Below are 25,309 nucleotides of genomic sequence, written 5' to 3'. Positions count from 1 at the left end.
AAAGATCGACATGTCTACCAATAGTGATGCCACACTGAACCGGGGCGCGAACACGAGCGACAACGCCCCGGATTCGCGTTCGAGGCGTCGCGTCGGCGAGCCTCAGCATCAGAGGTTTCGAGCCGACGCCGCCACAGTCAGCGATTCACGATCCACTGTGCCTCGTGTGTCACCTTGGGGAACGCCTGAGTGACAAGCGTTCCCAGAGGCCGCGTGGACATTCGCGACAGTGCATAGTGGCGCGCCCGGCAGGGATCGAACCTGCGACCGTCAGATTAGAAGTCTGCTGCTCTATCCGCTGAGCTACGGGCGCGAAACCTAGGCACGTAGTTATGTGTGCCCATGCAAGATTATCGTTCGGCGTCGCGGTCGTGCAGCCGGTTAAGCGCTCCGACCGCGCGGAAGCGAACATCTGTCCGATGCCTCGACCGGCCCCGCGAGGTCGCGGAACGACCCATCATGGCATGAAAGCGACGTATCGCCCAGTTCGTGAAGGCGTCTGGATCCCTTGCGGGGCCTAATGTGAGGTCGATGACAGTTTTCCAAGCAACGACCGAACCTCCAGTTCACGGAGACTCCAGCACTGCGAATGTTACGGATAGTTGCACTATCGGCGACGTTATCATCAACGGCGAAGGAATCATTCGATCGGGTGAAAGGAAAGCCATGCGCATCGCCGAACTCAGCCGGGTATCGGGAGTGTCCGCACCGAGTATCAAGTACTACCTGCGCACGGGTCTCCTCCCATCGGGAGAGCGGACGGCAGTCAACCAGGCCGAGTACGGCGACCGGCACTTGAGACGGCTGCGGCTCATCCGCGCGCTGATCGACGTCGGCGGTTTGACCATCGCGGCCACCGGCGAGGTGCTCGCCGCGATCGATGCCGAAACCGACGACGCCAACGCGGCCCTGGACGCCGCGATGCACGCGACCTTCCCGCACTCGCCCGACGAGGACGACCCGGAGTGGGGCAGGGCTCGGAAGCTCGTCGCCGCCGTGATCGCCCGAAGAGGCTGGAGAATCGCCCCCGACTCGCACGCGGCGTCCAGCCTCATCGCGGCCATCGCGACGATGCGCCGGGTCAGCCGCCGAGACATCACGAACCTGGTCGAGATCTACGCCGAGCAGTTGGAGCGCCTCGCGGACAGGGAGGTCGCCTGGGCCCTCGAATCGACGGAGGTCGACGAGGTCGTCGAGTCGGCCGTCGTCGGCACCGTGATCGGCGGCGCGGTCATCTCGGCGATGCGCCGGGTCGCCCACGAGAACGCGGCCGCAAAGCTGAGCCGCGACCGTCCGGGCAGACCCTCCCATCGATGACCGTCATCTCCACTCGGGCAGACTGTGTGACCGTGGAGACCCGCATCCAACCGTACGAATACCACCCCGCGTCAGTCGTGCTGACCGTCGACGGCGTCGTGCAGAGCACGATCGACCTCGACGACCCCTCGCACCTCATCGACGAGTACTGCCAGCACCTGGGTTTCCTGATCGACGCGATGGCACCGCCGAAGGAGCCCGTTCGAGCGCTGCACCTGGGCGCGGGCGCGTTGGCGATGGCACGGTACGTCGCGGCGACCAGACCCCGGTCGTACCAGCAGGCCGTCGACATCGACCGTGACCTGATCGAGCTGGTGCGCAGAGAAGCGCCGCTGGCCAAGGGAACCAAGGTCAAGGTGCGCATCGGGGACGCTCGCGAGGAACTGTCGGCGGCGCCGGACGCGTGCTACGAGCTCATCATCGGCGACATGTTCTCGGGCTTCACGACGCCGGCTCACGTTACGAGCGTCGAGTTCCTGAACCAGGTCGGGCGGGTGCTGAGACCGGGAGGTTTCTACGCGGCGAACCTGTGCGACGGCGGAGGGCTCGCGTTCAGCAAGGGCATCGTGGCCGCCGCCGTCGAAATGTTCGGCGACGTCTGCGTGATCGCGGATTCGTCCATTCTCAACGGACATCGATACGGGAACCTGATCATGCTCTGCGCCAAGGAGAAGCTGCCACTGGTGGAGTTGCGACGTCGCGTCGCGGGGACCGCGTTCCCGTGCCGGGTCGTACACGGGAACGATCTCGTCCGATTCGTCGGCGGTGTCCGCCCCACGACGGACGACACGGCGAGCACCTCTCTCCCACCGCCGACGATGCGCTTTCGTTGAACGGCGTCAGGAACTGACGCGGTTGGACCGCAACTCGTCGCGGATCTCGCGCAGCAGGGCGATCTCCTCGGCTTCCACGGGCGTGGGCTCCTCGGCCTCGCGGCGGAAGCGCTCGCTGAGCTTCTTGACGGGCAGGACGATCGCGAAGTACACGACCGCACCGGTCATGACGAAGCTGATGACCCCGTTGATGAACTCGGAGTACGGGAAGACGACCCCGTTGATCGTGACCTGACCGCCGACGTCGCCGCCACCGGTGACGAGCTTGATCGCCGGCTCGATGAACGCGCCCGTGAACGACACGACGAGCGCCGTCATCGCCGCTCCCATGACGACGGCGACGGCCAGGTCGACGACGTTTCCGCGCATGAGGAAGTCTCTGAATCCCTTAATCATGCCCGCCAGACTCTCACACAACGTATCGATGACAACACGAACCCCGCCCCATATAGATTGAGGTCGAACGGTTACGCATTGATAAATCTTGCCTACGTTGAGGGGTCGATCGAGAACCGTACGTGACATATCGACCATTACCGTGCGCGAACTCATGATCACTGGCGCACAACGGTTGTGGCGCGGCGGAGGGATTGTCCGTTATGGGCTGTGGGACTCTCCACGCAACCCTTGGCGGCGCCGCGTCGGGGACGTAGCGTGTCGCGGGCTCCACCGAGCCTCCTGGTGTCCACCCGATCACCACTCGGTGAGCGCCGTCGTCTCGTCGCCGATGCCGTGCGTCAATTGTCCATGTCGGACTATCGATCACGACGCCGAAGGCGGGCACGAACTGCCACCGCGAACGACCATCGAAACCGGATTGTCACGGGCGACGGCTGACGGAAGGACCCCTCCCCATGTCCCCGACCCGTCCGGTAACGGCGGTCATTCGAACAATCACTCTCACGGCGATCGCGGCCACCGTCGCGCTCGCCCCGGCGACCGGTTGGGCCGAGCCCACCGACTCCGATCGCCTCGACGCGATCATCGCCGAACACGAGGCGGCGGAAGACCTCTTGGCCGACCTCGAGGACCAACTCGCCGAGGCCGAGGAGGAGGCGACGGACGCCACTCCCGACGTGGCAATCGCACCGGAGACCGTCACCGACGCCACCCGCGCGGTGCCGCGCGACGAATCACCACTGGCGCGCCTGAGCGCCGTGACTCTGTACGGTGTCGCGACGTCCGAGCAACTCGCCGACGCCGTGACGGCGCAGGACACGGCCGCGACGCTCCTCGCTGAACTCCGCGCGGACGTCAAGGCTCAGCGGGCAGCCGTGAAGGAGCTCGCCGTACAGCGCGACGAACTGGCGGCCGACCTGGCGAGCTCTCCCGCTCCGGTCGGCACGACCAGCACGACCGTCTCCGCGGACGGGGCGGGCGCCGTCGCGTTCGCGGTCTCTCAGCTGGGCGACCCGTACGTCTACGGAGCCGCCGGGCCGGACGGCTGGGACTGCTCCGGTCTCACCTCGGCAGCTTGGGCCGCCGCGGGCGGCAGCTTGAGCCACAGCACGTACGCGCAATGGGACGAGACCGCGCGCATCGGCGCCGACGAACTGCGGCCCGGCGACCTCGTGTTCTACAACGGGCTCGGGCACGTCGCGATCTACGCCGGCGACGGCCAGGTCATCCACGCACCGACCACCGGCGACGTCGTCCGGTACGCACCGATCGACATGATGGCCATCGAAGGTTACGGACGACTCTGACCGCGAGACCCGAGCGGGCCTGGCGACACGGAAACGGGNCGGACACCAAGTGTCCGGCCCGTTTCGGGTGGTTCGTGACGGCTGTTTAAGCCGCGGCGCCCATCCTGCTGTTGCTCTTCGATGAGAAGCCGTCGTTGGCGAGCTCCTTCAGCCGCGCCAGCGCCTGGATCTCCAGCTGGCGGATCCGCTCCCTCGACAACGCGAAGCGGTGCGCGACCTCCGTCAGCGAGTGCTCGCGACCATCCTCCAGCCCGTAGCGGGCCTTGACGATGCCGGCGGACCGCTCGTCGAGGTGGCCCAGCATCGTGTCGATGCGTTCCCGCTCGAGACCCGCGATGACGACGTCCTCGGGAGTCGGTTCGTCGGAGTCGGCCACCAGATCGCCCAGGTTGGTGTCGCCGTCGTCCCCGATCGGGGTGTCCAGCGATACCGTGTCCTGCGACCAGCGGATCAGCTCGTTGACGCGTTCGACGGTCACGCCGAGGGCGTTCGCGATCTGCTCCGGCTCCGGGTCCGCCCCGAGTTCACGCGTCAGTTGACGCGCGGTGTTGCGCATGCGGTTGACGTCCTCCACGAGGTGCACGGGGAGTCGGACGGTTCGTTCCTGCTGCGCGATGGCCCGGCTGATCGCCTGGCGGATCCACCAGGTCGCGTACGTGGAGAACTTGAAGCCGCGCTGGTAGTCGAACTTCTCGACCGCGCGGACGAGACCGGTGTTCCCCTCCTGGATCAAGTCCAGCATCGGCATACCGCTGCGCACGTATCGGCGCGCGATCGACACGACCAACCGCAGGTTGGCCTTGATGAACTGTTCTTTGGCCTTCTTACCGTCGAAGATGACGCGTTCGAGCTCGTCGGCGCCGATGCCGGCGGGGATACTGTCGTCCTCGACCAGACGCTGCGCGTACAACCCGGCTTCGACTGCCTTCGCCAGGTCGACCTCGGCCGCCGCGTCGAGCAGCGGGGTCTTCGAGATTTCGTGTAGGTAGACGCCAACCAGGTCGCGTTCCTCCGCGACCTCGTCCGTCCTGATCGCAGTCGTCGTTTCCACGCTCAAGGTTTCCTCCACCCTTCTCGTCCCCCACCACACCGGCGGCTACAAGAGTCACAACAGCGCGAGCGGCTCATTGATTCCATGACCCGTGTCGTATCTGCCACCAATACCAGGCTGTCGCCACCGGCTGGGGTGCCGAAGCGCGTACTGGTGAAGATGACGGTCGACAGCACCGTCACTGATTTGGCCGCGACGTTGCGGACGTTCTTACATAGGAGTACACGCGCTGACGGGCGCAAAGGTTGAGGGACGATAAAGGTAGGAGACACGTCACGGCGTTACGTGACCGCGTCACGTGCGACGGCCGGCTACGGCGACCGCGGTCGTGGCCAGGGCATTCGTCGCCTCGACCCGACGTGAGGCGGCCACTCCGACGAACAGACAGTCGATGACTGTGAGTTGCGCTATACGGCTGGCCGTGGCGCCGGAGCGGAACGTCGTCTCGCGGGCGGCCGTCGTCAACACATGGTCGGACACGGCGGTGATCGGCGACCGGGGATGGTTCGTGAGGCACACGGTCGTCGCGCCTCCGTCGCGCGCGACGCCGAGCGTGTCGACCACGTCCGACGTCGCACCGGAGTGCGAGATGCCGACGGCGACGTCTCCCGGTCCGAGCAGCGCCGCCCCGGTCAACGCCGCGTGCACGTCCGGCCAACAGAAGACGATCAAACCGATCCGGTGCAGCTTCTGAGCGAGGTCGGCGGCGACGAAACCGGAGGCGCCGACACCGAAGACGTCGATGCGACCCGCCGCGCTCAGAGCCGCGACCACCTCGTCGCACACGTCGGCGTCGAGGGATTTCGCGGTGTCCGCCACCGCGTGCGAATCGGCGTATGCCACCGTGTCGATCACCCGGCGCATGTCGGCGCCGACGGGGATGTCGCCGCCCGCGACCTGCTTGTCCGGGGCGTCCTCTCCAGCTGCCGCCGCCTGCGCGGCACGAAGCCGCAGCTGACGGTGGCCCCGCATGCCAAGCGCGCGACAGAAGCGGATCACGGTCGCCTCCGACGTCGACGCGGCCTCGGCGAGCGCGGTGATCGTCAGCTCGGCGACGGCGGCCGGGTCTTTGATCACCACTTGGGCGACGCGCGCCTCGGCGGCGGTCAACGACGGCAGTACACCGTTGATGATCGCGGAGAGGCTCGCGGGAGACTGTCGTTGAGTGGACACGAAACGACCGTACGTGTCGGCGCCGACCGCCGTCAATACAGCATCCGGTCGGGCCCGGTCCGGTGGTGCGTATCGTATTGCGGGTGACTGATCGTTTGGTATGGATCGACTGCGAAATGACGGGTCTGGACTTGACCCGCGACACGCTCATCGAAATCGCGGTGCTCGTCACCGACGCGAACTTGAACATCATCGACGAGGGCCTCGACATCGTCATCGGAACCGATGACGCCCTACTCGACTCGATGGTGCCCGTGGTCAGGGACATGCACGAGAAGTCCGGGCTGACGGAGCTCGTCCGGTCCGCCACCACGACGGTCGCCGAAGCGGAACGGCAGGTGCTCGACTACGTGCGCAAGCATGTGCCCGAGGTGCGCGCGGCGCCGCTGTGCGGCAACTCGATCGCGACCGATCGGAGCTTCATCGCGCGCGACATGCCCGCGCTGAACGAGCATCTGCACTACCGGATGGTGGACGTGTCGTCCATCAAGGAACTCGTTCGGCGCTGGTATCCGCGAGTCTACTTCGGACAACCTCCGAAGGGCATGGCGCACCGCGCGCTCGCCGACATCCACGAGAGCATCCAGGAGCTCGAGTACTACCGGCGCGCGGTCTTCATCCCGCTGCCCGGACCGGACGTCGAGGAGGCGGCGGCGATCGGCCGCAAGGTGGCCGAGGAGGCCAAGGGCGCCTGAGACGACGGAGGCGCGGTGGTCGGACTCGGTTTCACCGACCACCGCCTCCGAACATCGCGCCGAGTCCCGACGCGGTCGGCCGTCACGACAGGTCGGCATGGGTCACCTGCCGAACCACACCTCCTCCATCCCACTGACGAAGCCGTCCGGTCGGCGCACTCGGAACACCGACCAGTTCCGACTCGGCTCGGTCCAGGGGTCGGCGTCGAATCCGTCGAGAGCCCGCCGCAGAACCGGTTCCGGGTCCCAGTCCTCCAAGGTCTCCGGGTCGAAGTCCTCGTCGACGTCGGCGGGCACCATCCCCAGCGCGTCGAGGACCTGACGCAGATCGCCGGTCGCCTCCGTCCCGTCGTCCCACTGCCTGACGACGAGGCGTGGTACTCCGGGCAACGAAACGACACTCTCGGCGTACTCGCCGCCCATGTCCAGGTACACCTCTCCGACGACACGGGCGCCGGGGAATCGTGTCTCCTGATTGGAGATCTCCTCCGTCAACGGCATGTGCAGAAAGTCCGAGGCCAGCCCCGGATCCACCACGTGCGTCACTCGACCCCAGCACCCCACGCGAACATAGTCCAGATCGGAGCGACTCGTGGGTTGCAACGCGTCCATCGCGCAATCGGGCAGTTGCTCCAGAATTTCGTCCACAGTAGTCATATTCTGAACGAACTCCCTGGCGCGCGCCGAATCATGGACTGCCACGTCCGCGCCTTGCACCGGGACCGCCAGCATGACGGTCAGAGTCGTCACTGATTCACGCACGTAGAGCTCATCGGTATCGGTCACCCGCGAAACGATAACCGCGAGGTGCGACAGCGGAACGTCGGCGCTCAAGCGCTTCCGCGTCAACCGGAGGCGACTGTTACGCGGTCATTCGGAGGCACCGGGATCGGCGAGTTCGGCGATCGCGGTGAGGACGCGGGCACGACCGAAACGGTACGCGTGGTCGGCGTTGTAGGCACCACCGAGCGCCTCGCCCGCCTGCGTTCCGATTGCCGTCGCCAATGGATAGTCCGCCGCGGAGATCAACGCGGTCAGCTCGGGTTCGAGCGCGGCCCACCAGTCCCCCGCCGAACCGCGCTCCGCTTCGGCGCGCGCCGCGACCACGTCGGCGGCGGCGGATCGGGCGAAGTTCAGCAGAAAGGTCAGCGCCGAGTCGACGTCGAGTGCGGACAGGCGCATTCCGTCGAAGGCCGCGAGTTCCCGCTCGTACTTCCCGATGACACCCGGCCCCATCGGGGGTCGTTCGGTGTACGCGGCGATGAGCCACGGGTGCGCGAGGTACAGACGGTGGTTGTCGTCGAGAACGTTCCCCAGCCGCTCGATCGGGTCGGTGGCGATCGGCGTCGTGGGCATGTCGCGCAGCGCCTGGTCGACCATGAGCGCGACGAGCGTGGCCTTGTCCGGCACGTGCGAGTAGATGGTCATCGGCGCGACGCCGACCGACGCCGCGACGGCGCGGATCGTCGGGGCCTCGGCCCCGTCCCGGTCGGCGAGCGCGATTCCCGCCGCCACGATCTGGTCGATCGAGACGCGCGCCTTCGGTCCGCGCCGGGCGGGTACCGCTAGGCGGGACCGCCACAACAAACGCAGGAGGCATGCCGGTTCGGAGGCGTCGGTCACTGTCATGTGGCCGATTCTAGCAATTGCCGTACTATGTACGGTGATTGCTGACCGTCAGACGAGAGGATCACCTTTGCGTATCACCGCCTCCGCCATCTCCCTCAACGTTCCCGACGTCGACGCCTCCGCGGGCTTCCTTCGCGACCACTTCGGTTTCACGGTCGACATGTCGGCGGACGGCTTCGTGTCCCTGTCCCGGCCGGACGCGGGCTTCAACGTCATCTACCTGCGGACCGGCCTGGAAACGTTCAAACCGACGTCGATCGCCGGGAGCTCGGGCCAGGGCACGCTCATCGCCTTCGTCGTCGACGACATCGACGCCGAGTGGAAGCGACTGAGCGCGCTCGACCTCTCGATCCCCACCCCGATCGAGACGGAACCCTGGGGAGAGCGTTACTTCCAGGTGATGGACCCGAACGGAATCGTGATCCAGCTCGTTCAGTGGGTCGAGGCCGAAGCCGATCAAACACAGTAGACAATTCGGGTGCCCGGCTGGAACGCCGGGCGCCCGTCGACTCGGAAGGTTCGACGAGTCGCCGTGCCGAAAGCCACCGAGAACGGGTCGCGAATCCCGTTCTGCGCGACCACCCGACGTTCCATACGAGATGACATGGTCATCGCCGTCTTGGCCGCGACGACTCGGCAGATGGCGATCCCACCATGGTCCGGCGATGTCGACACGGGTCGACGTCCACGCTGCGCCCCCTGCGCCGAGCGAGGTTGCGATCGGGTCCCGGGCCGTGCCGTCCGACTCGTCGCCATGCCGTTTCGCGCCTATGTACACCGGGCGATACGGGCCACGCAAGCCCGACACTTCCGCGACGGCTTCACGCCCGACCCTGTCCCTCCCGTCGTGGCGACGGGCAGGGCGTTCGAGAGTCGTCGGCATTCGAGGCTCCGACCGAACGGCGTGAGGCGGTGTCCCTGTACCGGCACATCGGAGGAAAAGCGAAACGGCCGCCCGATCAGCGTTTCCGCCGATCCGACGACCGTTCACAATGGGGTGACCGACGGGACTCGAACCCGCGACATCCTGGACCACAACCAGGTGCTCTACCAACTGAGCTACGACCACCATGTTCGCCGGAGTCGGCGACGCTCAATGATAAACATGGCGTCCACCGCCGCCGCAACCGGGTTTGCGGTTACAACAGGAACCCGTCACCTGCCACGCCTGCGACGCTCAGCGCCGACGGATCGGGGCCAGCGCCTGCGAGGAGTAGGCGACACGGCCGTCGTCACGCAGCACCCCCGACGGCGGTTCGATCTCGACGGCCTCGGTTACCGCCGCCAGGATCGCGGAGCCGCACGACAGCGCGAGCTCCTCCCCTGGACAGTCCTGCGGGCCGTGCCCGAAACCGTTGAACAGCATCTCGGACTGGGCGCTGCCGCCGTCCAGCCATTCGGTGGGCAGGAAGTCGTCGGCGTAGTCGACGCGACGACGATCCCGGTGGCCGAAGGTGTTGACGATCAGGAACTGGGTGCCGGCGGGGACGAGCTCCTCCCCCCAACGGGTGTCGTGCGTCGACTCACGCGTGAGCACCCCCGACGTCGGCCACAGCCGAGCCGCCTCCTGCAACGCGGCGGTCATGTAGATCGGCCCCGTGGTCGTCGGCGGCCGCGCCGCGAGCAGTTGCAGCGCGTGAAAGGTGTTGAGCGCCAAGGTGTCGCCGAGCTTCGTCAGCAGGTGCGCCAACTGCGGGGCCGCGGGCGCCTGCGGGGTCTCGAGTTCGACGAGGTTCGCCGCGACGCTGCCCGGCTGCGGGTCGCGCAGGTAGCTCTCGATCATGACGTTGAAGGCCGGTATCGACGGGTCCGGCCGACCCGAGACCCGGTTGGCGCTGGCCGTCATGGACGCCAGCAGGTCCGTCACGGCCTGGTCCCCCGCCGCCCGCTCGCCGAGGACGACGTGACGGGCGAGCCGCCGATGCAGCTCCAACCACGTGCGGAAGTCCCACTCGTGGTGCGTGTCGACGACGTTCCGCGCCATCGTCCGCGCGGTGGCGGCGTGCGCGGGGTCGTCGGCGGCTTCCGACAGGACCGTGTCGATGAGGTCGCGAACGCGACGCCACTGCGCGCCACGACACAGCGAGACCGCGCCGGGCTGATATTGGCTCATGCCCGCGTGTTTGACGGCGGTGTCCGCCGTGAACGGCTCCGGGGCGCCATAGAGGATCGACGCGATGTCGTCGCGGTGGATGATCAGGAGCGTGCCGACGTTGCCGGTGCGCAACCAGACGGGCGACTCGTCGTGTTCCCGCCGCAGCCGGTCGCACAGGAGGATCGTCTGCAACGCGACGTCGAGTTGCCGGGCGACCTGGCGAACGCGCGGGCGCGCGTGGAACAGGCCCTGGGCCGTCGGCCACGCCGACAGATAGGTGCGAGCGCTCAGGCTGTCGCGCATCGTCGCCCGCGCGGGGTTGCGCATCGACGCGCCCGAGTCATCGAGTTCGCCCGTCATGAGATCACCCTCACGCGAGATCGAGAACACTGAATTGGCCACGAATCAGCGTATATCGACCATATCGGGCGGGGGTGGATTTTCGACTGTAGAGGGTCGATCGCCCGCGACGGGGAGTCGGTTCAGCCGTCGATGACGATGTCCAGCTGGTCGGTGCCCGATTCTTCGACGCGGTATCCGAGGTCGATCAGCGCGGAGGCGAGTCCGCTCCGGTCACCACAGTCGACGTCGGCGCGCAGCAGGTCGGCGCACAGTCGGCCCTTGGTCGCCTTGTTGAAGTGGCTGACGATCGTCCGTTTCACGACCCCGGCGTCGACGCGTTCGCTCAGGACGCGGATAGTGGCCGACTTCCCGGACGGCCGCCACATCGACCGGTACGGCCCGGAACGCAGGTCGACGACGAACTCTCCCTGCCCGATCGGGTCGAGGACGGTCCGCAGTGGGGCCCGCCAGTGCGTGGCGGCGACGATCGACCGATCGTCGGCCAGGTGTGGCAGCTTGACGTTCGCGGAGCACCGATAGGCCGGAATCGGGTCATCCGGTCGGACGGCACCCCACAGGCCGGAGAAGATCAACACCCGCTCGTCGCAGCGCCGCCGCACCGTTTCGTCCATTGTGTTGATAGCGAGCGCGTCGTAGAGGACCCCCGTGTACACCGAGGCGGCGGGAGCCGTTGCGGCCGAACGCAAGGCCACGTTGCGCGCGAGGTCGGCGCGCTGCGTCGGGCCGAGTTTCAGCACGTCGGCGGCATGGTCGGCGTCGCCCGCGCACAGTCGCGCCAAGGAGCCGAGCACGCGTTCGCGGGTCGGGTTCAGTTGCGGCAGAGACAAACGGGCCCAGTCGATCGGGGGGCCGTCGTCCGGCGCCGTCTTGCCTTCCGACGGCGGCAACAGGATCAGCACGGCGCCCCTCCTCGCGTGTTCATGGCAGGTCAGCATAGTCGCGGTCATATCGGGGCCAAGTACGCTGGCGCCGTGGAAACGGGGACGTATAGTCGCTTCGGTCTGCGCACCATCGAAAAAAGACCCACGCAGACGGGCAGTCATCGCACACGAGGAGTCGACGTAATGAACTCTGCCGGGAGCACGTCATCGGCGACGTCGACGACGGTGCACCAGTGGCGCCATCTCGCGCACCGTCATCAGGTCGGTTGGGGAGAGACGCTCCTGATCGCGCTGAACATCCACGGCGTCCGCACCCCCATCGAGGGGCGACAGAAGATCCGGTTGAAAGTCCAGCCTCCCGAGGACGAGGTGTACCAGCTCGTCGTCCCGTCGGGGCAGCCGACCTCGCCGTTCACGATCACCGACAACCAGCTGTGCGTCGACGGCACGCCGGTGGCGGCGGTGGTCGACGTCCGCGCCGACAACGCCGTGAGCGGTTACCTGCGGGCCGCCGGTACCGCCGCGACCATCCACCCCGGCTCGGATGAGGCCTCGGCGGAGGACGGCTACGCGCGGCTGCTCGCCGATCTGGCGATCTCACTTCCAGTCGGGAACACGCTCGCCGATCTGCAGGAAGTCACGGTCACCGGCGCGGGCTACGAGAGCGAGGAGGCCGCGATCGCGGACCTCGCGACCCTGCGCACCGCGATGTCGCGTTTGGACATGACGGCGCGGATCGGCCTGCTGTCGTCCGTCGTGCGCACCCCCGAGGGCATGGAGGCGTTGGCGGAACGGGTCGCGCCGTTCACGCTGTTCGCCGACGCCGAGGCCCCCACCGACGAACTCGTCGGGATGCTCGCGGCGGCGCGCGCCGCCGGACACGAGACGTCGTTCACGCACACGATCGGCAACGACACCCTCGACGTGCTCCGCGACCACCTGCTTCAGTTGGCGCAGTACACGACCGTGTGGCCGTCCCTGTTCATCCTCCCGACGCCCAGCCCGGACACCGACGACGTCGAGCACATCGCCGAGCCGGCGGACCGACTCGACTTCTTCCTCCAGGCGCGGACGATGCTGGAACGGATCTTCGAGCCCACTCAGCTGAAACCGCAACCGTGGCGCTGCTATCGCGGTCTCTGGTACCGCGAGTACGCGGGCGAGCCGCTGCCGGGGCCGTGGATCTAGGACTCGTCGCGCCCGCCGCTCGTGGTCGGTTCACGGACGGCAGTTAACACCGACTCCACCGTGGACGTCGCACTCGCACCACCGAGATCGTCGCGCTGGCCGTAGTTGTACAGCACCGCGAGGATCAACGCGACCACGGCGGCCATGAGCGCGTATCGCTTCATGCGATGTCGTGCTCGCGGCGAGATCATCCACGCGATCGAGCCGACGACGAGCGCGATTCCGACGACGACGTAGAAGCTCGCCATGGCGTCCCTTTCCATCTGGCGGGCCGGAAAAGCGGTGTGCCACCGACCCGACCCGATGTTAGCGTCACCGCATGGATATCCGCATGGTCGATGTGCTCGACGACGATGATTTCGCCGCGTGGCACGCGGTCTTCGACGCCGGCTATCGCGTGGGCCGCGTCGATCCGCCTATCTGGACCGTCGCCGAACTCCTCGTGTCCTATCGCGACCCCGATCGCAGCTGGGAACACGAGCTGTTCGCGGCCGTCGAGGACGGCGTCGTCGTCGGGGCCGCCGAGGTCGAATATCCGCTGCGGGACAACCAGAACCTCGCCGAGTTCGGGATCGCCGTCCCGGCCGAACATCGCCGTCGCGGCATCGGCTCCGCCCTGTACGACGCGGTCGCGGCGCGGATCACCGAGCTCGGCCGCCCCGTCATCGGCACCGCCGTGAATCAGCCGGTGAACGCCCCAGAGGAACCGGGCGTCGCGTTCCTGACGAAACGGGGCCTCACTCGCCGCAACACCGAGGCGCGACGGGTCCTGCGCCTGCCGGTCGAACCGTCCCTGTTGGACCGCATGGAACGGAGGGCGCTGGAGAGGTCCGGCGGCTACCGGATCACGACCTGGCGGGACAGCTGCCCCGACGAATACGCGGAGCAGTACGCCCAGTTGAAGGCGCTGCTGTCGGTGCAGGCGCCCCTCGGCGAGCTCGACTACGAGCTGGAGCACTGGGACGTCGAGCGGCTGCGCGCCGAGGAGCGCGTCACCGCCGAGCAACGCCGGACGATCCTGACGGCCGTCGCGGTCGCCCCGGACGGGACGCTCGCCGGGCACACCCAGATCGCGATTCCCGGCCTGGAGGCGCACAAGGCCTACCAGTGGGACACGCTGGTGCTGCCGGACCATCGTGGACACCGACTCGGCGCGCTGCTGAAACTCATCAACCTGCGCCGACTGGCGGAGTTCCGCGACCGGGATCGCATCGAGACGTGGAACGCCCTACAGAACGACCACATGAACGCGATCAACGACGAGCTCGGATTCGAGACCGTGGAGCACTTCGAGGAGTGGCAGAGCGGCAGCGCCGACTGACGCCGCCACGAGCGGGTTTTGCGACAATGGACCGATGCGATACGGCAACGACGTCCTGTCCGGAGACTGGCGACACCCGAAACGGCTGCCCGTCCCGGAGGTCGAGGCCGCACCCGGTGTCGTCGTGGAGGAACCGGGCAGCGGCTTCTGCGGCGCCGTCGTCGGCTGTGCCCCCGACCATGTGACGCTCGAGGACCGGCACGGCAAGCACCGGGTGTTCCCGTTGCTGCGCGCCGGTTTCCTCATCGACGGCGCCCCGGTCACCCTGGTGCGACCCCGCCGCGCCGCGACGGCCCCCCGTCGCAGCGCGTCCGGTTCGGTCCTCGGTGACGACAGGGCGAAGGTCGCCAAGGCGAGCCGGATCTACGTCGAGGGCGTCCACGACGCGGCACTCGTCGAACGGGTGTGGGGGCACGATCTTCGTGTCGAAGGAGTCGTCGTCGAATACCTGGAGGGAATCGACGACCTTCCCGCCATTGTGGATGAATTCGACCCCCGGGCGGACCGTCGCCTCGGCGTGCTCGTCGACCACCTCGTCGACGGCTCGAAGGAGAGCCGGATCGCCGCTCGGGTCACCAGCGCACACGTTCTCGTCTGCGGACACCCGTTCATCGACATCTGGCAGGCGGTGAAGCCCGCGAGCGTGGGCATTCCGGAGTGGCCCGTCGTACCGCCGGGACGCCCGTGGAAGGAGGGCGTGATCGACGCCCTCGGCTGGAACTGCGCGCCCGCCGACGCGTGGCGGCGCATCCTCGGTTCCGTCAACGACTACACCGACCTGGAACCCGCGCTCCTCGGCGGCGTCGAGGAACTCATCGACTTCGTGACGGAACCCGGCGCGCGATAGCCGCGCCGATCTGCGCCGGAGCCGAAACCATTGGGGCGGAGTCGATCTCCTGTCGCGCGGCCTTCCGCCGGTGACAGGAGCGCCGGACCGTATCGTGAGGCGCATGGAATACCCCACTCTCGTCGCCCGGCTCCGCGACACGTTGGCCGCGGATTCCCGTGTCGCGGGCATCTGGCTCGTGGGCAGCCGTGGGCGCGGTGAATCCGATGAGCACAGCGATGTCGACCTGCTGGTCGCCGCCGCGTCGGACGACGTCGACAAGCTCAGCGGCAGCGTCATCGACCTCGTCTCCGCGGCGTTCCCGCTCGTCTACTCGCAGCAGTTGGGCGCCGCCCCGATATTCAACTTCATCACCAAGGAATGGCTCCGTTTCGACATCTCCCTGTGCGGCACCGAGGCCCTGTCGCGGTATCGCAGGGACGGCGCCCAGTTGGTGCACGGCAGCGACGACCTCGACGCGCTCCTGTCGGACGCGACGCACGAGCTCGGCGCGGACGCGGCCACCGTCGAACGTCTCACCATCGAGTTCATGCGGGTGCTCGGGCTCCTGCCCGTCGTCGTGGGTCGCGACGACATCGCGACCGGTGTGTCCGGGGCGGCGCTGGTCCGCAATCTCCTCATTGAACTGATGAAGCAGGACGCCGTGGTCGTGGACAGGGGCGGCATGCTGTCGGCCAGACGGGTCCTGCCCGATCGGCACTACGAACAGCTGCGCGCGCTGCCGCCCCTGCACAGCGACTCCGGCTCCGTCGTCGCCTACAACGTGACGTGCGCGCGGTTGTTCTTCCCGTTGTCGCGCATGCTTTACGGGCAATGCGGGTTGGCTTGGCCGGACGGCATGCACGTCGCGCTCGCCGAACACCTGCGGGCCACACTCGACATCGAGTTGATCTCGTAGGGCCGACGTCAGGCGTGCCGCTCCGCGGCCGAGCGCAGTACGCAGAACTCGTTGCCCTCGATGTCGAGAAGGACCGCCCACCCGGAACCGTCCGACCGCCGGTGGTCTTCCGAGAGGGTCGCGCCGAGCGCGAGCAACCGCTCGACCTCCTCGTCGCGGGGCCGGTCGGGGCAGAGACACACGTGCAGGCGGTTCTTGCCGTTCTTGGGTTCCGGGACGGCCTGGAAGTACAGATTCTGGGAGTCCGTCAACGGCAGGGAGAGCTCGGGATCGCCGGGTTCGGCGTCGACCAGCGGGCGGTCGAGGACGGCGCTCCAGAACTGGGCGAGCCGATACGGATCGGCGCAGTCGATCGCGATGTTGTGAATCACAGTGGACATATGTCTCCTCGGGGGTTCGATGTCCCGTCTATCGTCGACGAGTCGTGGGCGTGACTTGATCATCGCAACCCGATCGCGGCGAAGGAACCGAGATTCGTCACGTGGGGCGGCTTTCGGACGGTTGGACGACGGGAGGAGACGCCGGGGTCGGTCAAGTCTCGTCAGTCACCGCTTCGGGGGTGATGAACCTGTGGTGCCGGATTCCAGTGGTGTCGACGAAGGCGGCGCGCCGAGGGCGACAATGGCGGGATGACCGACGTGATCGAGCTTCTTCGTCGACGGTGCGCGACCCTGCCCGAGGTCGTCGAGCGGGTGAGCCATGGTGAACCGGCGTGGTTCGTCCGGGGCAAGCGGATGTTCGTCACCGCGGCCCAGAACCACCACGACGACCGGGTCGGGTTCTGGTGCGCCGCACCCGAAGGCGAGGCCGCAGCCGCGGTGGCGGCGGATCCTCGGCGCTTCTTCGTACCGCCCTATGTGGGCACACGCGGGTGGCTGGGCGTGTACCTCGACGTCCCCGGGATCGACTGGGACGAGATCACCGAGATCGTCACCGACGCCTACCGTGCGGTCGCGCCGAAGCGGCTGGCCGCGACCCTGGACGATTGAGACGGGCGGGGCCGAGACGGCGCCCGCCCGCGCGTCAGGACTGTTCGGCGGCGATGTCGCGCGCGCGGTCTCGGGCGGCCTCGACGGCGTCGGCGAGCGCGGCGCGGACGCGGTGTCGTTCCAGTTCCCGAACGGCGTTGATGGTGGTCCCCGCCGGGGACGTGACCGCCTCGCGCAGTTGGACGGGGTGGCTGCCCGCCTCCTTGAGCATCGCGGCGGCACCGACGGCGGTCTGGGTGATGAGTTCGGACGCGATCGTGCGCGGCAGACCGAGCAGGATCGCGGCGTCCGTCATGGCTTCGACCAGGTAGTAGAAGTACGCGGGACCGGAGCCCGACAGCGCGGTCACGGCGTCCTGGTGGCTCTCGTCGAGCCTCATCGTCTTCCCGAGCGGCGCGAACAGGGATTCGGCGAGCGCCAGGTGATCGCTCGTCGCGGAGGTGCCGGCCGACAGGACCGTCATGGCCTCGTCCACAAGGGCGGGCGTGTTCGTCATGGCCCGGATCACGGGAGTGTCGGTGGGTAGCCGCTTCTCGAAGAACGATGTGGGCAGACCGGCGCACAACGAGACGAGCAGCTGACCGGGTGGGTAGGAGCCCAACAGCTCCTCCAGCAGCGCCCCGGCGTCCTGGGGCTTGACGGCGACGACGGTGATGTCGGCCGCCGCGACGGCCTCGGTGGTCGGCAGAACCCGGATGCCGAGCGCGGCCTCGAGTTCGGCGGCGCGGCTCGGCCGCCGCGCGGTGGCGATCAGGGAACCGGCTTCCCAGCCGGAGCGCAATAGTCCTGACAGGACGGTCAGGCCGATCTTCCCGGCCCCCAGGACAGCTACCGTGGTCATGGTGTCACTCCTAACGACCACTCAAGGTTAGGGCCCGACGAAGCGCGACGGCACGGCGGTGCCCGTGGCGAAACGGCCGGTGAGCCGCGACCGGTGCGTTAGAACGGCTCGGAGCCGGTTCGGCTCCGAGCCGTCATGCTGAATCGTCCCGTCGTCTCGGGCCGTGTGAAACGATCCCGCTCGGTCGGGCGGGACCGGTCCGCCGCCGCGAGCGCTCCGCCGCGGACGGAACGAACGTCAGGCGGCCAGCGCCCGCGCGAAGACCTCGACCGCGTGGTCGAGCTCCGCCGGCGTGATGGTCAGCGGCGGCGCGATGCGGACCGTCGTCACGTGGGTCTCCTTGCACAGCACGCCTTCGGCGGCCATCCGCTCACACACGAGGCGAGCCGACGGGGCCTTGTCGGACAGTTCGACGCCGGCCCACAGGCCGCGAACCCGCAGCTCCTTGATCATCGACGGGTCGAGGGATTCGAGCCTCTCGATGAGGTGCTTCTCGAGTTCGAGAGCCCGGTCCTGCCATTCGCCGGTCTTCAACATCGCGATGACCTCACGACCGACGGCGCACGCCAGCGGGTTTCCGCCGAAGGTGCTGCCGTGCTGGCCGGGCTTGAAGACGTCCATGACGGCACGGTCGGCGACGATCGCCGACAGCGGGAGAATGCCGCCGCCGAGGGCCTTGCCGAGGATGTAGATGTCGGGGCGGACGCCCTCGTGGTCGCAGGCGAAGGTGTGGCCGGTCCGGCCGAGGCCCGACTGGATCTCGTCGGCGATGAACAGCATGTTGTTGTCATCGCAGATCTGACGCAGTTCGGTGAGCCAACCATCCGGCGGAAGCAGCACACCCGCCTCGCCCTGCACGGGCTCGACGAGGACGGCGACCGTGTTGTCGGTGATCGCGTTCCGGACGGCGTCGGCGTCCCCATAGGCGACGATGTCGAAGCCCGGCGTGTAGGGGCCGAAGTCGTCGCGGGCGGTCGCGTCCGTGGAGAAGCTGATGATCGTCGTGGTGCGGCCGTGGAAGTTGCCATCGAAGACGATGATCCGCGCGGATTCGGCGGCGACGCCCTTCTTCTGGTAACCCCATTTGCGGGCGGCCTTGATCGCCGTCTCGACGGCTTCGGCGCCGGTGTTCATCGGCAGGACGGCGTCCATGCCGGCGAGTTCGGCGAGCTCGGCGCAGAAGTAACCGAGCTGGTCGTTGTGGAACGCGCGGCTGGTGAGCGTCAGCTGGTCGAGTTGCTTGTGGGCGGCGGCGACGAGGCGCGGGTGCCGGTGGCCGAAGTTCATCGCCGAGTACGCCGACAGCAGGTCGAGGTATCGGCGGCCGTCGGCGTCGGTCACCCACGCGCCCTCGCCTTCGCGCAGGACCACCGGGAGCGGGTGGTAGTTGTGCGCGCCGTGCTGGTCTTCAAGGTCCAAAATGGCCTTGGTGGGTACTGTCGACATGGTCCTCACCTTTGAGTCGGTTCACGTGATGTATGCGCTGGTCAAAACGGCCGAGGGGTTGGCGGACAGAGTCAACGGCGACACCTCTCCGCCCGCGGCCACCAACAGGCTACCGACCGCCGCGATCATGGCCCCATTGTCGGTGCACAGCCGGGGCGGCGGCACTCGCAGCGTGATTCCGGCTGCGGCACAGCGTTCCTCGGCGACGGCCCGCAGACGCGAGTTCGCGGCGACCCCACCGGCCATGACCAGTGTGTCGATGCCGTGGTCGGTGCAGGCCAGGACCGCCTTGGCGGTCAACACATCCACGACGGCCTCCTGAAAGGACGCCGCGATGTCCGCAATGGGCACGCCCGCGCTGTGCTTGGCGTGCCAGCGGGCGACGGCGGTCTTCAAACCGGAGAACGAGAAGCCGTATCGGCCGGTCGTCGGGCGAGGGAAGGTGATCGCGGTCGGGTCGCCGCCCTCGGCGGCGCGCTGGATCGCGGGACCGCCGGGATAACCGAGGTCGAGGATGCGGGCGACCTTGTCGAAGGCCTCGCCCGCGGCGTCGTCCGCCGTGTCTCCCAAATGGATGATCGGGTCGCGGGCGAGGTCACCGAGCTTCAAGAGCGAGGTGTGACCGCCGGACACGACCAGGCCGATGCTGTGCGGCGGCAGAGGTCCATTCGCGAGGGTGTCGGCGGCGATGTGCCCGGCGAGATGATGCACGCCGAACAGCGGAACGCCCAGCGACAGGGCATATGCCTTCCCCGCGGCCAAGCCGACCTGAAGGGCCGTGGCCAGTCCGGGGCCGGCCGTCACCGCCACATAGTCGACGTCGGACAACTTGAGCCCGGCCGAGTCGAGCGCCGCCCGCGCCGTCGGGACGAGGGCGTGCAGGTGCGCTCGCGCGGCCACCTCCGGCACGACACCGCCGAACCGGACATGTTCCTCCATACTGGACGACAGGGCCTCGCCGACCAGCACGCCGTCACGAACGAGACCGACACCGGTCTCATCGCATGACGATTCGATACCGAGTACCAGACTCATCAGCCGCTCCCGTCTGTTCGCGGCTTCGCCGCGCGTCGCGTCAATCGCATGAAGTCCGAGCGAACGAGCGCCGAACGGGTCTTATTGCAGCACACCGACCCACCGGCCCGGCCTCCGCCGCCCGGGCGACGAGTGCGCCGCCACCACTCGGTTCCGTTGCCCGGCGGACCAGCCGACGCTCCTGACCGAACCCGGTGATCGACCACGCGGGGGACGCGGGGCCGACACGGGAGGACGGCCGGTGCCGGCGGGAGCCGACCGTCCGCCGCGCGCCCCCCGGAACCGCGAGGAAACCTCTACGCTTGGCCGGCATGGACCTTCCTCCCCTGGTCACCGAGATCACGCAGCACCTGCGGAGCGAGGTGGTGACGGCGCTGGGTCGACCGCCATCGGCTCTGTACCTGTACGGTTCGGTCGCGCTCGACGATTTTCGGCCCGGAACGAGCGACATCGATTTCGTGACGATCCTCGACGAGGCACCGAGCGCCGCGGAGACGGAGGCATTGGCCTCGGCTCATCGGCGACTCGCCGGGCGATTCCCGGAGACACACGTCGACGGGATCTACTCCACCGCTGCCGAACTCGCCAATGGTCCATATGAGACGGGTGTTCACGCGCACGAGGGGGTCGTCGGCGTCGGGACCTTCGAACGCCTGTGGGTCACCTGGCACGGGCTCGTCCAAGGCGGCGTGACGATCGCCGGTCCACCACTGAGGAGCGTCACAGTCGGGACGAATCTGGCGGCGCTGTCCGCCTGGGTTCGCGGAAATCTCGACGGCTACTGGCGGGAGGGTTGCCGGGCCGCGTCGGTTCCGGGTTCGCCTGAGCGGGACCAGGCGCTGAAGCCGGAGCTGACGGCGTGGACCGTTCTCGGGGTGACCCGCCTGCACTACACGCTCACGACGGGACACATCACGTCCAAGACCGGCGCCGGGCAGTACGCGCTGAAGGTCTTCGACGAGCGCTGGCATCCGATCGTCGAGGAGGCCCTGGCGATCCGTCGCGGCGGCGACCCGCCTTCACGGTTCGCGAAGGCCGAGACACGACGCGATGAGATGCTCGGCTTCTGCGACATGGTCATCGCGGACGCCCCACGTCCCCCAGGTGAGACGACGTGAGGCGCGACACGGGAAGGGTATGATCGAACGCCGAATCAAGTGTTAGGGTTGCCTAACCAAATTCGCGTGGAAGAGGTTGAGGTCGTGTCGAATCAGACTCGCAAGCCATCGGGTGTCATCGAGTTGACCGTCGCGCGCACCGAGCGCCTGACGCCGCACATGATCCGGGTCGTGTTGACCGGTCCCGGCCTCGACGACTTCCGCGACAACGGTTTCACCGACCGCTACGTCAAGTTGCTGTTCGCGCCCCCGGGTGTCGAGTACCCCGAACCGTTCTGCCTGGACGACATCCAGCGCGATCGTCCGCGTGACCAGTGGCCGGTGCGGCGCACCTACACGGTCCGGCGCTTCGATCGCGTGCTGGACGAGATGCACATCGACTTCGTCCACCACGGTGACGCGGGCATCGCCGGGCCGTGGGCGGCGGCGGCGAAACCGGGTGACGTCCTTCGGATGCTCGGTCCCGGCGGAGCGTACGCACCCCGAGAAGACGCCGACTGGCACCTGCTCGTCGGCGACGAGAGCGCGATCCCCGCCATCGGAGCCGCCCTGGAGCGGATGCCGGACGACTCGATCGTCAAGGTCATCATCCAGGTCGACAACGAGGACGAGGAGCAGAAGCTCAGCGGTTGTCCGCACGCGGACTTCACGTGGCTCTACCGCGATGACGCGGAGACCTCGAACCCGCGCGACGAACTCGTCGACGCGGTGCGGCTCGTGGAGTTCCCGCCCGGAGTCGGCCATTTCTTCGTTCACGGCGAGGCCGAGACGGTCATGAAGCGGATTCGCCCGATCCTGATCAAGGAACGCGGCATCGACAAGTCGCAGCTGTCGCTGTCGGGCTATTGGCGGCTCGGGGACACCGACGAGGCGTTCCGGTCGTGGAAGGCGAAGGAGAAGGCGACCGCCGTCAACGGCGGTTGAGCCTCGGCGCCGCCCGCACTTCGGCGGGTTGCGCGGATCGGTCGATCCCGCGATCTCCCCAGGGAGTTACGTCCTTATCGGACTATCCATTGTCGTCTCGCGAGGGCTGCGCACAACCGCCGAGACCCTTGAGGATCTTGATGGAGATGTCGCGCAGCGCGTGCGCCTCCTGCGGGGTCAGCCTGTCGAGCAGGAGTTTGCGAACCTCGGCGACGTGCCCCGGGGCGGCCGCGGCGAGCGCGTCATGACCGGCGTCGGTCAGCGTCGCCACGATGGTCCGACCGCAGTGCGGGTTTCGGCCCCTCGTCACCCAGTCGTTGCCTTCGAGCTTGCGCATGGCGTGCGACAGTCTGCTCGGTGAGAAGCGGGTTCGTTCGGCGAGCTCGGACATCGTGAGCGCGTGTGACGGCGCCTCGGACAGCATCGCCAGGATCATGTAGTACGCGTGCGGCATACCCGAGTCGTGCTGAAGTTGACGATCGAGCGCCTCGTGAAACAGCTGGGTCGACCACAGATAGGCACGCCAGGTGGCCTGTTCGTCGTCGGTGAGCCAGCGCGGAGTCGTCATGGTGCCATCCTACTCTTTACTTGAATATTCAACCGTGCTAGCGTTCGAACAGTTGAATATTCAATCGATACGGAGAAATCTATGAAGATCGTCTTGTGGGTCGGACAGGTCGCGCTGGCGCTGTTCTTCGGCAGTGCCGGATTCACCAAGCTCACCCAGCCCGTGGACAGCCTGCGGGAGACGATGGGTTGGATCGACTCCTTCCCGGTCTGGTTCGTTCCCGTGTTGGGCGGACTCGAGCTCCTCGCCGCGATCGGGCTGATCCTGCCCGCCGCGTTCGGCATCCTGGACATCCTCACTCCGCTGGCCGCCGTCGGTCTCGTCGTCGTCATGGTCGGCGCGACGATCACGCACGCCGTCCGCGCCGAATGGCCCGGCGCCGCGATGACCATCGTGCTCACCGTCGCCGCCGCGCTCATCGCGTGGGGCCGGTTCCGGCTGCGCGCGGCCACCGAATCCACCGCCGAGGGCGAACCCGCCCCGGCGTAACACCACAGACACACGGGAGACGCCATGGAAATCAAGGAGCTCGGACACCTCGTCCTGTACGTCAAGGACATCGCCGCCTCCGCGCACTTCTACGGGGAGGTCCTCGGCTGGCGGCGGATCGCGCCGCCGACCGGGGGCGAAAGCCTTGGCGGCGCGGGCATCGCGCTGTTCGCCGCCGACTCGGGCCGTACGCACCACGAACTCCTGCTCATCGAGGTGGGGGAGCGCGCCGCGCCGATCCCGGCCGGCCGTCGACTCGGCCTGTACCACTTCGGATTGAAGATCGGCGACAGCGACGACGAACTGCGTGAGGCCGTCCAGCGGCTGCGCGAGGCGGGCGTGCCGATCCTCGGCGCGACCGACCATCACGTGTCGCACAGCCTGTACATCGCCGACCCGGACGGCAACGAGATCGAGTTGTACGTGGACGTCCCGGGCGTCGACTGGAGGTCCGACCCGAGTCTGGTCCTGGCGCCCCCCAAACCCTTGCGACTGTGACGTCACTCTGAACGCCCGACCGCCCACCGCGATTACCGCGCGGTACGGGCGGTCGGGCGCTTGCATGCCTTGCGCGGTGACACTACGATCCCAACATGACATCAGAAAGACGCCATAAGGGTGCCGCCAGAGCGGGCGCAATGGCACTACTTCGACAGCGAGACTTCGGGCTGCTCTGGTGGGCGGGGCTGATCTCGTTGAGCGGCAGCTGGATGCTCCGCATCGCGTTGCCCGTCACCGTCTACGAACTGACCGGATCGGCGACGGCCCTCGCGGGCACGACCGCCGCGACCTACGTCCCCTGGCTGCTCCTCGGCCCGTGGGCCGGCGTCATGGTCGACCGGCTCGACCGGCGCCGAGTCATGATCGGCACCAACATCGCCCAGGCCGTGGCCCTCCTCCCCCTCCTGCTCGTCCGCTCCGCCGCTGACCTGTGGATCGTCATCGCCGTCGCCTTCGCGACCTCCGCGATCAGCACACTGTCGAACTCCGCCGAGAACGCGCTACTCCCCCGCGTCGTCGACGAGGAACACCTGCTGACGGCGAACGCGCTGAACTCCGCGAACAACAACCTCGCCCGCTTCACCGGGCCGCTCCTCGGCGGTGCCGTCGCCGTCACCGGCGGACTGTTCGGCGTCGTCCTCATCGACGTCGCGACCTTCGCCATCGCCGCCGGGCTCGTCCTTCTCGTCACCGGACGGCATCGCGCCGAAGTAGAGGGCGACACCACCGGCCACCCCGTCACGCGGGTGCTGCGCGAACTTCGCGAAGGCGTCACCACCGTGACATCCAATCGCGTCGTCCTCATCGTCTTCGCGGTCCTCGCGATCACCCAGGTCGGAGAGGGCATATTCAGCACCCTGTACGTCGTCTTCGTCAGCGACGCGCTCGGCGGCGGGTCCGTCGAGTTCGGCTGGCTCAACTCGGCCCAAGCCGTCGGCGGCGTCCTCGGTGGGCTGACGGCCGGCTGGTTCGGCGCCCGCCTGTCGCCACGGATACTGACCGGCTTCGGATTGATCCTGTTCGGTTTCATCGACCTCGTGATCTTCAACTACCCACAGTGGTACCAGGGTCTGTCGCCCGCGATCGTCCTCATGATCGTCGTCGGCGTTCCGAGCGCCGTGTCGATGGCGGCGTTCCTGACGATCATGCAGACCGAAGTGCCCGATCGTCTGCGCGGCAGGGTCTTCGCGCTCCTGACCGCCGTCCTGGCGGTGTGCCTTCTGGCGGGCGTGACGCTCGCCGGCGCGACCGCCGGAACCGTCGACGTCATCACCATGCTCAACATCCACGGCGCGACCGCCGCCCTCGCCGGACTGGCCGTCCTGGTCCTCCTGCGGGGACACAGTTCGACACCGACGACGACCAAGCCCGCCGCCCCACCCGTCGCCGACGCCCAACCGG

Annotated in this window: 28 protein-coding genes and 2 tRNA genes; 15 read left to right on the top strand and 15 right to left on the bottom strand. The window is 67.7% G+C overall.

The window, feature by feature from the left end; all coding sequences use genetic code 11:
• Window positions 1–237 precede the first annotated feature (237 nt).
• A tRNA-Arg gene (locus ACM9NP_RS10775) sits at window positions 238–313 on the bottom strand.
• Between the two features lie 353 nt (window positions 314–666).
• On the opposite strand from ACM9NP_RS10775, the gene ACM9NP_RS10770 reads away from it, so the two are divergent.
• Together ACM9NP_RS10770 and ACM9NP_RS10765 are read left to right on the top strand one after the other, a co-directional pair.
• Window positions 667–1,317, top strand: coding sequence for a MerR family transcriptional regulator (locus ACM9NP_RS10770; RefSeq protein ID WP_415646510.1), 651 nt, complete (start codon window positions 667–669; stop codon window positions 1,315–1,317).
• Window positions 1,314–2,150: a spermidine synthase gene (locus ACM9NP_RS10765; RefSeq protein ID WP_415646509.1), complete on the top strand. Its 837-nt coding sequence runs from the start codon at window positions 1,314–1,316 to the stop codon at window positions 2,148–2,150. Before ACM9NP_RS10770 ends, ACM9NP_RS10765 begins: the two co-directional genes overlap by 4 nt.
• A gap of 6 nt (window positions 2,151–2,156) precedes the next feature.
• Here ACM9NP_RS10765 and mscL read toward each other — a convergent pair whose 3' ends face one another.
• A complete protein-coding gene (gene mscL / locus ACM9NP_RS10760; RefSeq protein WP_415646508.1) occupies window positions 2,157–2,546 on the bottom strand; it encodes a large conductance mechanosensitive channel protein MscL in 390 nt (129 codons plus the stop codon).
• Window positions 2,547–3,004: 458 nt separating this feature from the next.
• Between mscL and ACM9NP_RS10755 the strand changes: the two genes are divergently transcribed.
• On the top strand, window positions 3,005–3,856 hold the full coding sequence (locus tag ACM9NP_RS10755) for a C40 family peptidase (protein ID WP_415646507.1): 852 nt from the start codon (window positions 3,005–3,007) through the stop codon (window positions 3,854–3,856).
• A gap of 85 nt (window positions 3,857–3,941) precedes the next feature.
• Here the strand turns inward: ACM9NP_RS10755 and ACM9NP_RS10750 are convergent, their stop codons facing one another.
• Window positions 3,942–4,913 (bottom strand): sigma-70 family RNA polymerase sigma factor, encoded by a 972-nt coding sequence (locus ACM9NP_RS10750; protein ID WP_415646506.1) that lies wholly within the window; start codon window positions 4,911–4,913, stop codon window positions 3,942–3,944.
• A gap of 288 nt (window positions 4,914–5,201) precedes the next feature.
• Entirely contained in the window at window positions 5,202–6,080 is an 879-nt protein-coding gene (locus ACM9NP_RS10745; RefSeq protein ID WP_415646505.1) for a MurR/RpiR family transcriptional regulator, read from the bottom strand.
• Window positions 6,081–6,163: 83 nt separating this feature from the next.
• Between ACM9NP_RS10745 and orn the strand changes: the two genes are divergently transcribed.
• Complete coding sequence (gene orn / locus ACM9NP_RS10740; RefSeq protein ID WP_415646504.1) at window positions 6,164–6,775, top strand: oligoribonuclease; 612 nt, start codon at window positions 6,164–6,166, stop codon at window positions 6,773–6,775.
• 102 nt (window positions 6,776–6,877) lie between these two features.
• On the opposite strand, the gene ACM9NP_RS10735 is transcribed toward orn, so the two are convergent.
• Window positions 6,878–7,561: a DUF6333 family protein gene (locus ACM9NP_RS10735; RefSeq protein WP_415646503.1), complete on the bottom strand. Its 684-nt coding sequence runs from the start codon at window positions 7,559–7,561 to the stop codon at window positions 6,878–6,880.
• Window positions 7,562–7,645: 84 nt separating this feature from the next.
• Window positions 7,646–8,404 carry a TetR/AcrR family transcriptional regulator gene (locus ACM9NP_RS10730; protein ID WP_415646502.1) on the bottom strand — a complete coding sequence of 253 codons (759 nt, stop codon included), beginning with the start codon at window positions 8,402–8,404 and terminating at the stop codon, window positions 7,646–7,648.
• 67 nt (window positions 8,405–8,471) lie between these two features.
• Here ACM9NP_RS10730 and ACM9NP_RS10725 point away from each other — a divergent pair, with 67 nt between their 5' ends.
• The gene (locus ACM9NP_RS10725; RefSeq protein WP_415646501.1) at window positions 8,472–8,873 is read left to right on the top strand and encodes a VOC family protein; all 402 of its coding nucleotides are present in this window, start codon (window positions 8,472–8,474) and stop codon (window positions 8,871–8,873) included.
• A 524-nt stretch (window positions 8,874–9,397) separates the two neighbouring features.
• On the opposite strand, the gene ACM9NP_RS10720 is transcribed toward ACM9NP_RS10725, so the two are convergent.
• The 3 genes from ACM9NP_RS10720 to ACM9NP_RS10710 all read right to left on the bottom strand — a co-directional run bounded on the left by ACM9NP_RS10720 (window position 9,398) and on the right by ACM9NP_RS10710 (window position 11,761).
• Window positions 9,398–9,473, bottom strand: a tRNA-His gene (locus ACM9NP_RS10720).
• Window positions 9,474–9,581: 108 nt separating this feature from the next.
• A complete protein-coding gene (locus tag ACM9NP_RS10715) occupies window positions 9,582–10,859 on the bottom strand; it encodes a cytochrome P450 (RefSeq protein WP_415646500.1) in 1,278 nt (425 codons plus the stop codon).
• Window positions 10,860–10,981: 122 nt separating this feature from the next.
• Window positions 10,982–11,761 (bottom strand): YaaA family protein, encoded by a 780-nt coding sequence (locus ACM9NP_RS10710; protein ID WP_415646499.1) that lies wholly within the window; start codon window positions 11,759–11,761, stop codon window positions 10,982–10,984.
• 165 nt (window positions 11,762–11,926) lie between these two features.
• Between ACM9NP_RS10710 and ACM9NP_RS10705 the strand changes: the two genes are divergently transcribed.
• Window positions 11,927–12,931: a hypothetical protein gene (locus ACM9NP_RS10705; RefSeq protein WP_415646498.1), complete on the top strand. Its 1,005-nt coding sequence runs from the start codon at window positions 11,927–11,929 to the stop codon at window positions 12,929–12,931.
• Here the strand turns inward: ACM9NP_RS10705 and ACM9NP_RS10700 are convergent.
• Window positions 12,928–13,179 carry a hypothetical protein gene (locus tag ACM9NP_RS10700; protein WP_415646497.1) on the bottom strand — a complete coding sequence of 84 codons (252 nt, stop codon included), beginning with the start codon at window positions 13,177–13,179 and terminating at the stop codon, window positions 12,928–12,930. The two genes, ACM9NP_RS10705 and ACM9NP_RS10700, sit on opposite strands and share 4 nt — an antisense overlap.
• Before the next feature lie 71 nt (window positions 13,180–13,250).
• Here ACM9NP_RS10700 and ACM9NP_RS10695 point away from each other — a divergent pair, with 71 nt between their 5' ends.
• From ACM9NP_RS10695 to ACM9NP_RS10685, 3 genes are all read left to right on the top strand, one after another.
• Entirely contained in the window at window positions 13,251–14,252 is a 1,002-nt protein-coding gene (locus tag ACM9NP_RS10695) for a GNAT family N-acetyltransferase (protein ID WP_415646496.1), read from the top strand.
• Window positions 14,253–14,286: 34 nt separating this feature from the next.
• Window positions 14,287–15,099: a DUF3097 domain-containing protein gene (locus ACM9NP_RS10690; protein ID WP_415646495.1), complete on the top strand. Its 813-nt coding sequence runs from the start codon at window positions 14,287–14,289 to the stop codon at window positions 15,097–15,099.
• A 103-nt stretch (window positions 15,100–15,202) separates the two neighbouring features.
• On the top strand, window positions 15,203–15,997 hold the full coding sequence (locus tag ACM9NP_RS10685) for a nucleotidyltransferase domain-containing protein (protein ID WP_415646494.1): 795 nt from the start codon (window positions 15,203–15,205) through the stop codon (window positions 15,995–15,997).
• Between the two features lie 8 nt (window positions 15,998–16,005).
• On the opposite strand, the gene ACM9NP_RS10680 is transcribed toward ACM9NP_RS10685, so the two are convergent.
• Entirely contained in the window at window positions 16,006–16,377 is a 372-nt protein-coding gene (locus tag ACM9NP_RS10680; protein WP_415646493.1) for a VOC family protein, read from the bottom strand.
• 249 nt (window positions 16,378–16,626) lie between these two features.
• Here ACM9NP_RS10680 and ACM9NP_RS10675 point away from each other — a divergent pair, with 249 nt between their 5' ends.
• Window positions 16,627–16,986, top strand: a complete 360-nt coding sequence (locus ACM9NP_RS10675; protein ID WP_415646492.1) for an MmcQ/YjbR family DNA-binding protein — start codon at window positions 16,627–16,629, stop codon at window positions 16,984–16,986.
• Between the two features lie 34 nt (window positions 16,987–17,020).
• Here ACM9NP_RS10675 and proC read toward each other — a convergent pair whose 3' ends face one another.
• The 3 genes from proC to tsaD all read right to left on the bottom strand — a co-directional run bounded on the left by proC (window position 17,021) and on the right by tsaD (window position 20,308).
• Window positions 17,021–17,827: a pyrroline-5-carboxylate reductase gene (gene proC, locus ACM9NP_RS10670; protein WP_415646491.1), complete on the bottom strand. Its 807-nt coding sequence runs from the start codon at window positions 17,825–17,827 to the stop codon at window positions 17,021–17,023.
• 237 nt (window positions 17,828–18,064) lie between these two features.
• Window positions 18,065–19,273, bottom strand: coding sequence for an ornithine--oxo-acid transaminase (rocD, locus tag ACM9NP_RS10665; protein ID WP_415646490.1), 1,209 nt, complete (start codon window positions 19,271–19,273; stop codon window positions 18,065–18,067).
• Between the two features lie 21 nt (window positions 19,274–19,294).
• Window positions 19,295–20,308, bottom strand: coding sequence for a tRNA (adenosine(37)-N6)-threonylcarbamoyltransferase complex transferase subunit TsaD (tsaD, locus tag ACM9NP_RS10660; RefSeq protein WP_415646489.1), 1,014 nt, complete (start codon window positions 20,306–20,308; stop codon window positions 19,295–19,297).
• Window positions 20,309–20,619: 311 nt separating this feature from the next.
• On the opposite strand from tsaD, the gene ACM9NP_RS10655 reads away from it, so the two are divergent.
• Together ACM9NP_RS10655 and ACM9NP_RS10650 are read left to right on the top strand one after the other, a co-directional pair.
• On the top strand, window positions 20,620–21,426 hold the full coding sequence (locus tag ACM9NP_RS10655; RefSeq protein WP_415646488.1) for a nucleotidyltransferase domain-containing protein: 807 nt from the start codon (window positions 20,620–20,622) through the stop codon (window positions 21,424–21,426).
• Window positions 21,427–21,510: 84 nt separating this feature from the next.
• Window positions 21,511–22,350: a siderophore-interacting protein gene (locus tag ACM9NP_RS10650; RefSeq protein ID WP_415646487.1), complete on the top strand. Its 840-nt coding sequence runs from the start codon at window positions 21,511–21,513 to the stop codon at window positions 22,348–22,350.
• Between the two features lie 82 nt (window positions 22,351–22,432).
• Here ACM9NP_RS10650 and ACM9NP_RS10645 read toward each other — a convergent pair whose 3' ends face one another.
• Entirely contained in the window at window positions 22,433–22,918 is a 486-nt protein-coding gene (locus tag ACM9NP_RS10645) for a MarR family winged helix-turn-helix transcriptional regulator (RefSeq protein ID WP_415646486.1), read from the bottom strand.
• Window positions 22,919–22,999: 81 nt separating this feature from the next.
• On the opposite strand from ACM9NP_RS10645, the gene ACM9NP_RS10640 reads away from it, so the two are divergent.
• From ACM9NP_RS10640 to ACM9NP_RS10630, 3 genes are all read left to right on the top strand, one after another.
• Window positions 23,000–23,407: a DoxX family protein gene (locus tag ACM9NP_RS10640; protein WP_415646485.1), complete on the top strand. Its 408-nt coding sequence runs from the start codon at window positions 23,000–23,002 to the stop codon at window positions 23,405–23,407.
• A gap of 24 nt (window positions 23,408–23,431) precedes the next feature.
• The gene (locus ACM9NP_RS10635; RefSeq protein ID WP_415646484.1) at window positions 23,432–23,905 is read left to right on the top strand and encodes a VOC family protein; all 474 of its coding nucleotides are present in this window, start codon (window positions 23,432–23,434) and stop codon (window positions 23,903–23,905) included.
• A 95-nt stretch (window positions 23,906–24,000) separates the two neighbouring features.
• Window positions 24,001–25,309 (top strand): MFS transporter (locus ACM9NP_RS10630; protein ID WP_415646483.1); only part of this gene is annotated, 1,309 nt, incomplete at its 3' end.

This window comes from Stackebrandtia soli, from assembly GCF_965137155.1.
In the GTDB taxonomy this organism is placed as follows: Bacteria; Actinomycetota; Actinomycetes; order Mycobacteriales; family Micromonosporaceae; genus Stackebrandtia; species Stackebrandtia soli.
The sequence above is the reverse complement of the archived record's forward strand: the minus strand, read 5'-3'. Positions and strand labels throughout refer to the sequence as shown.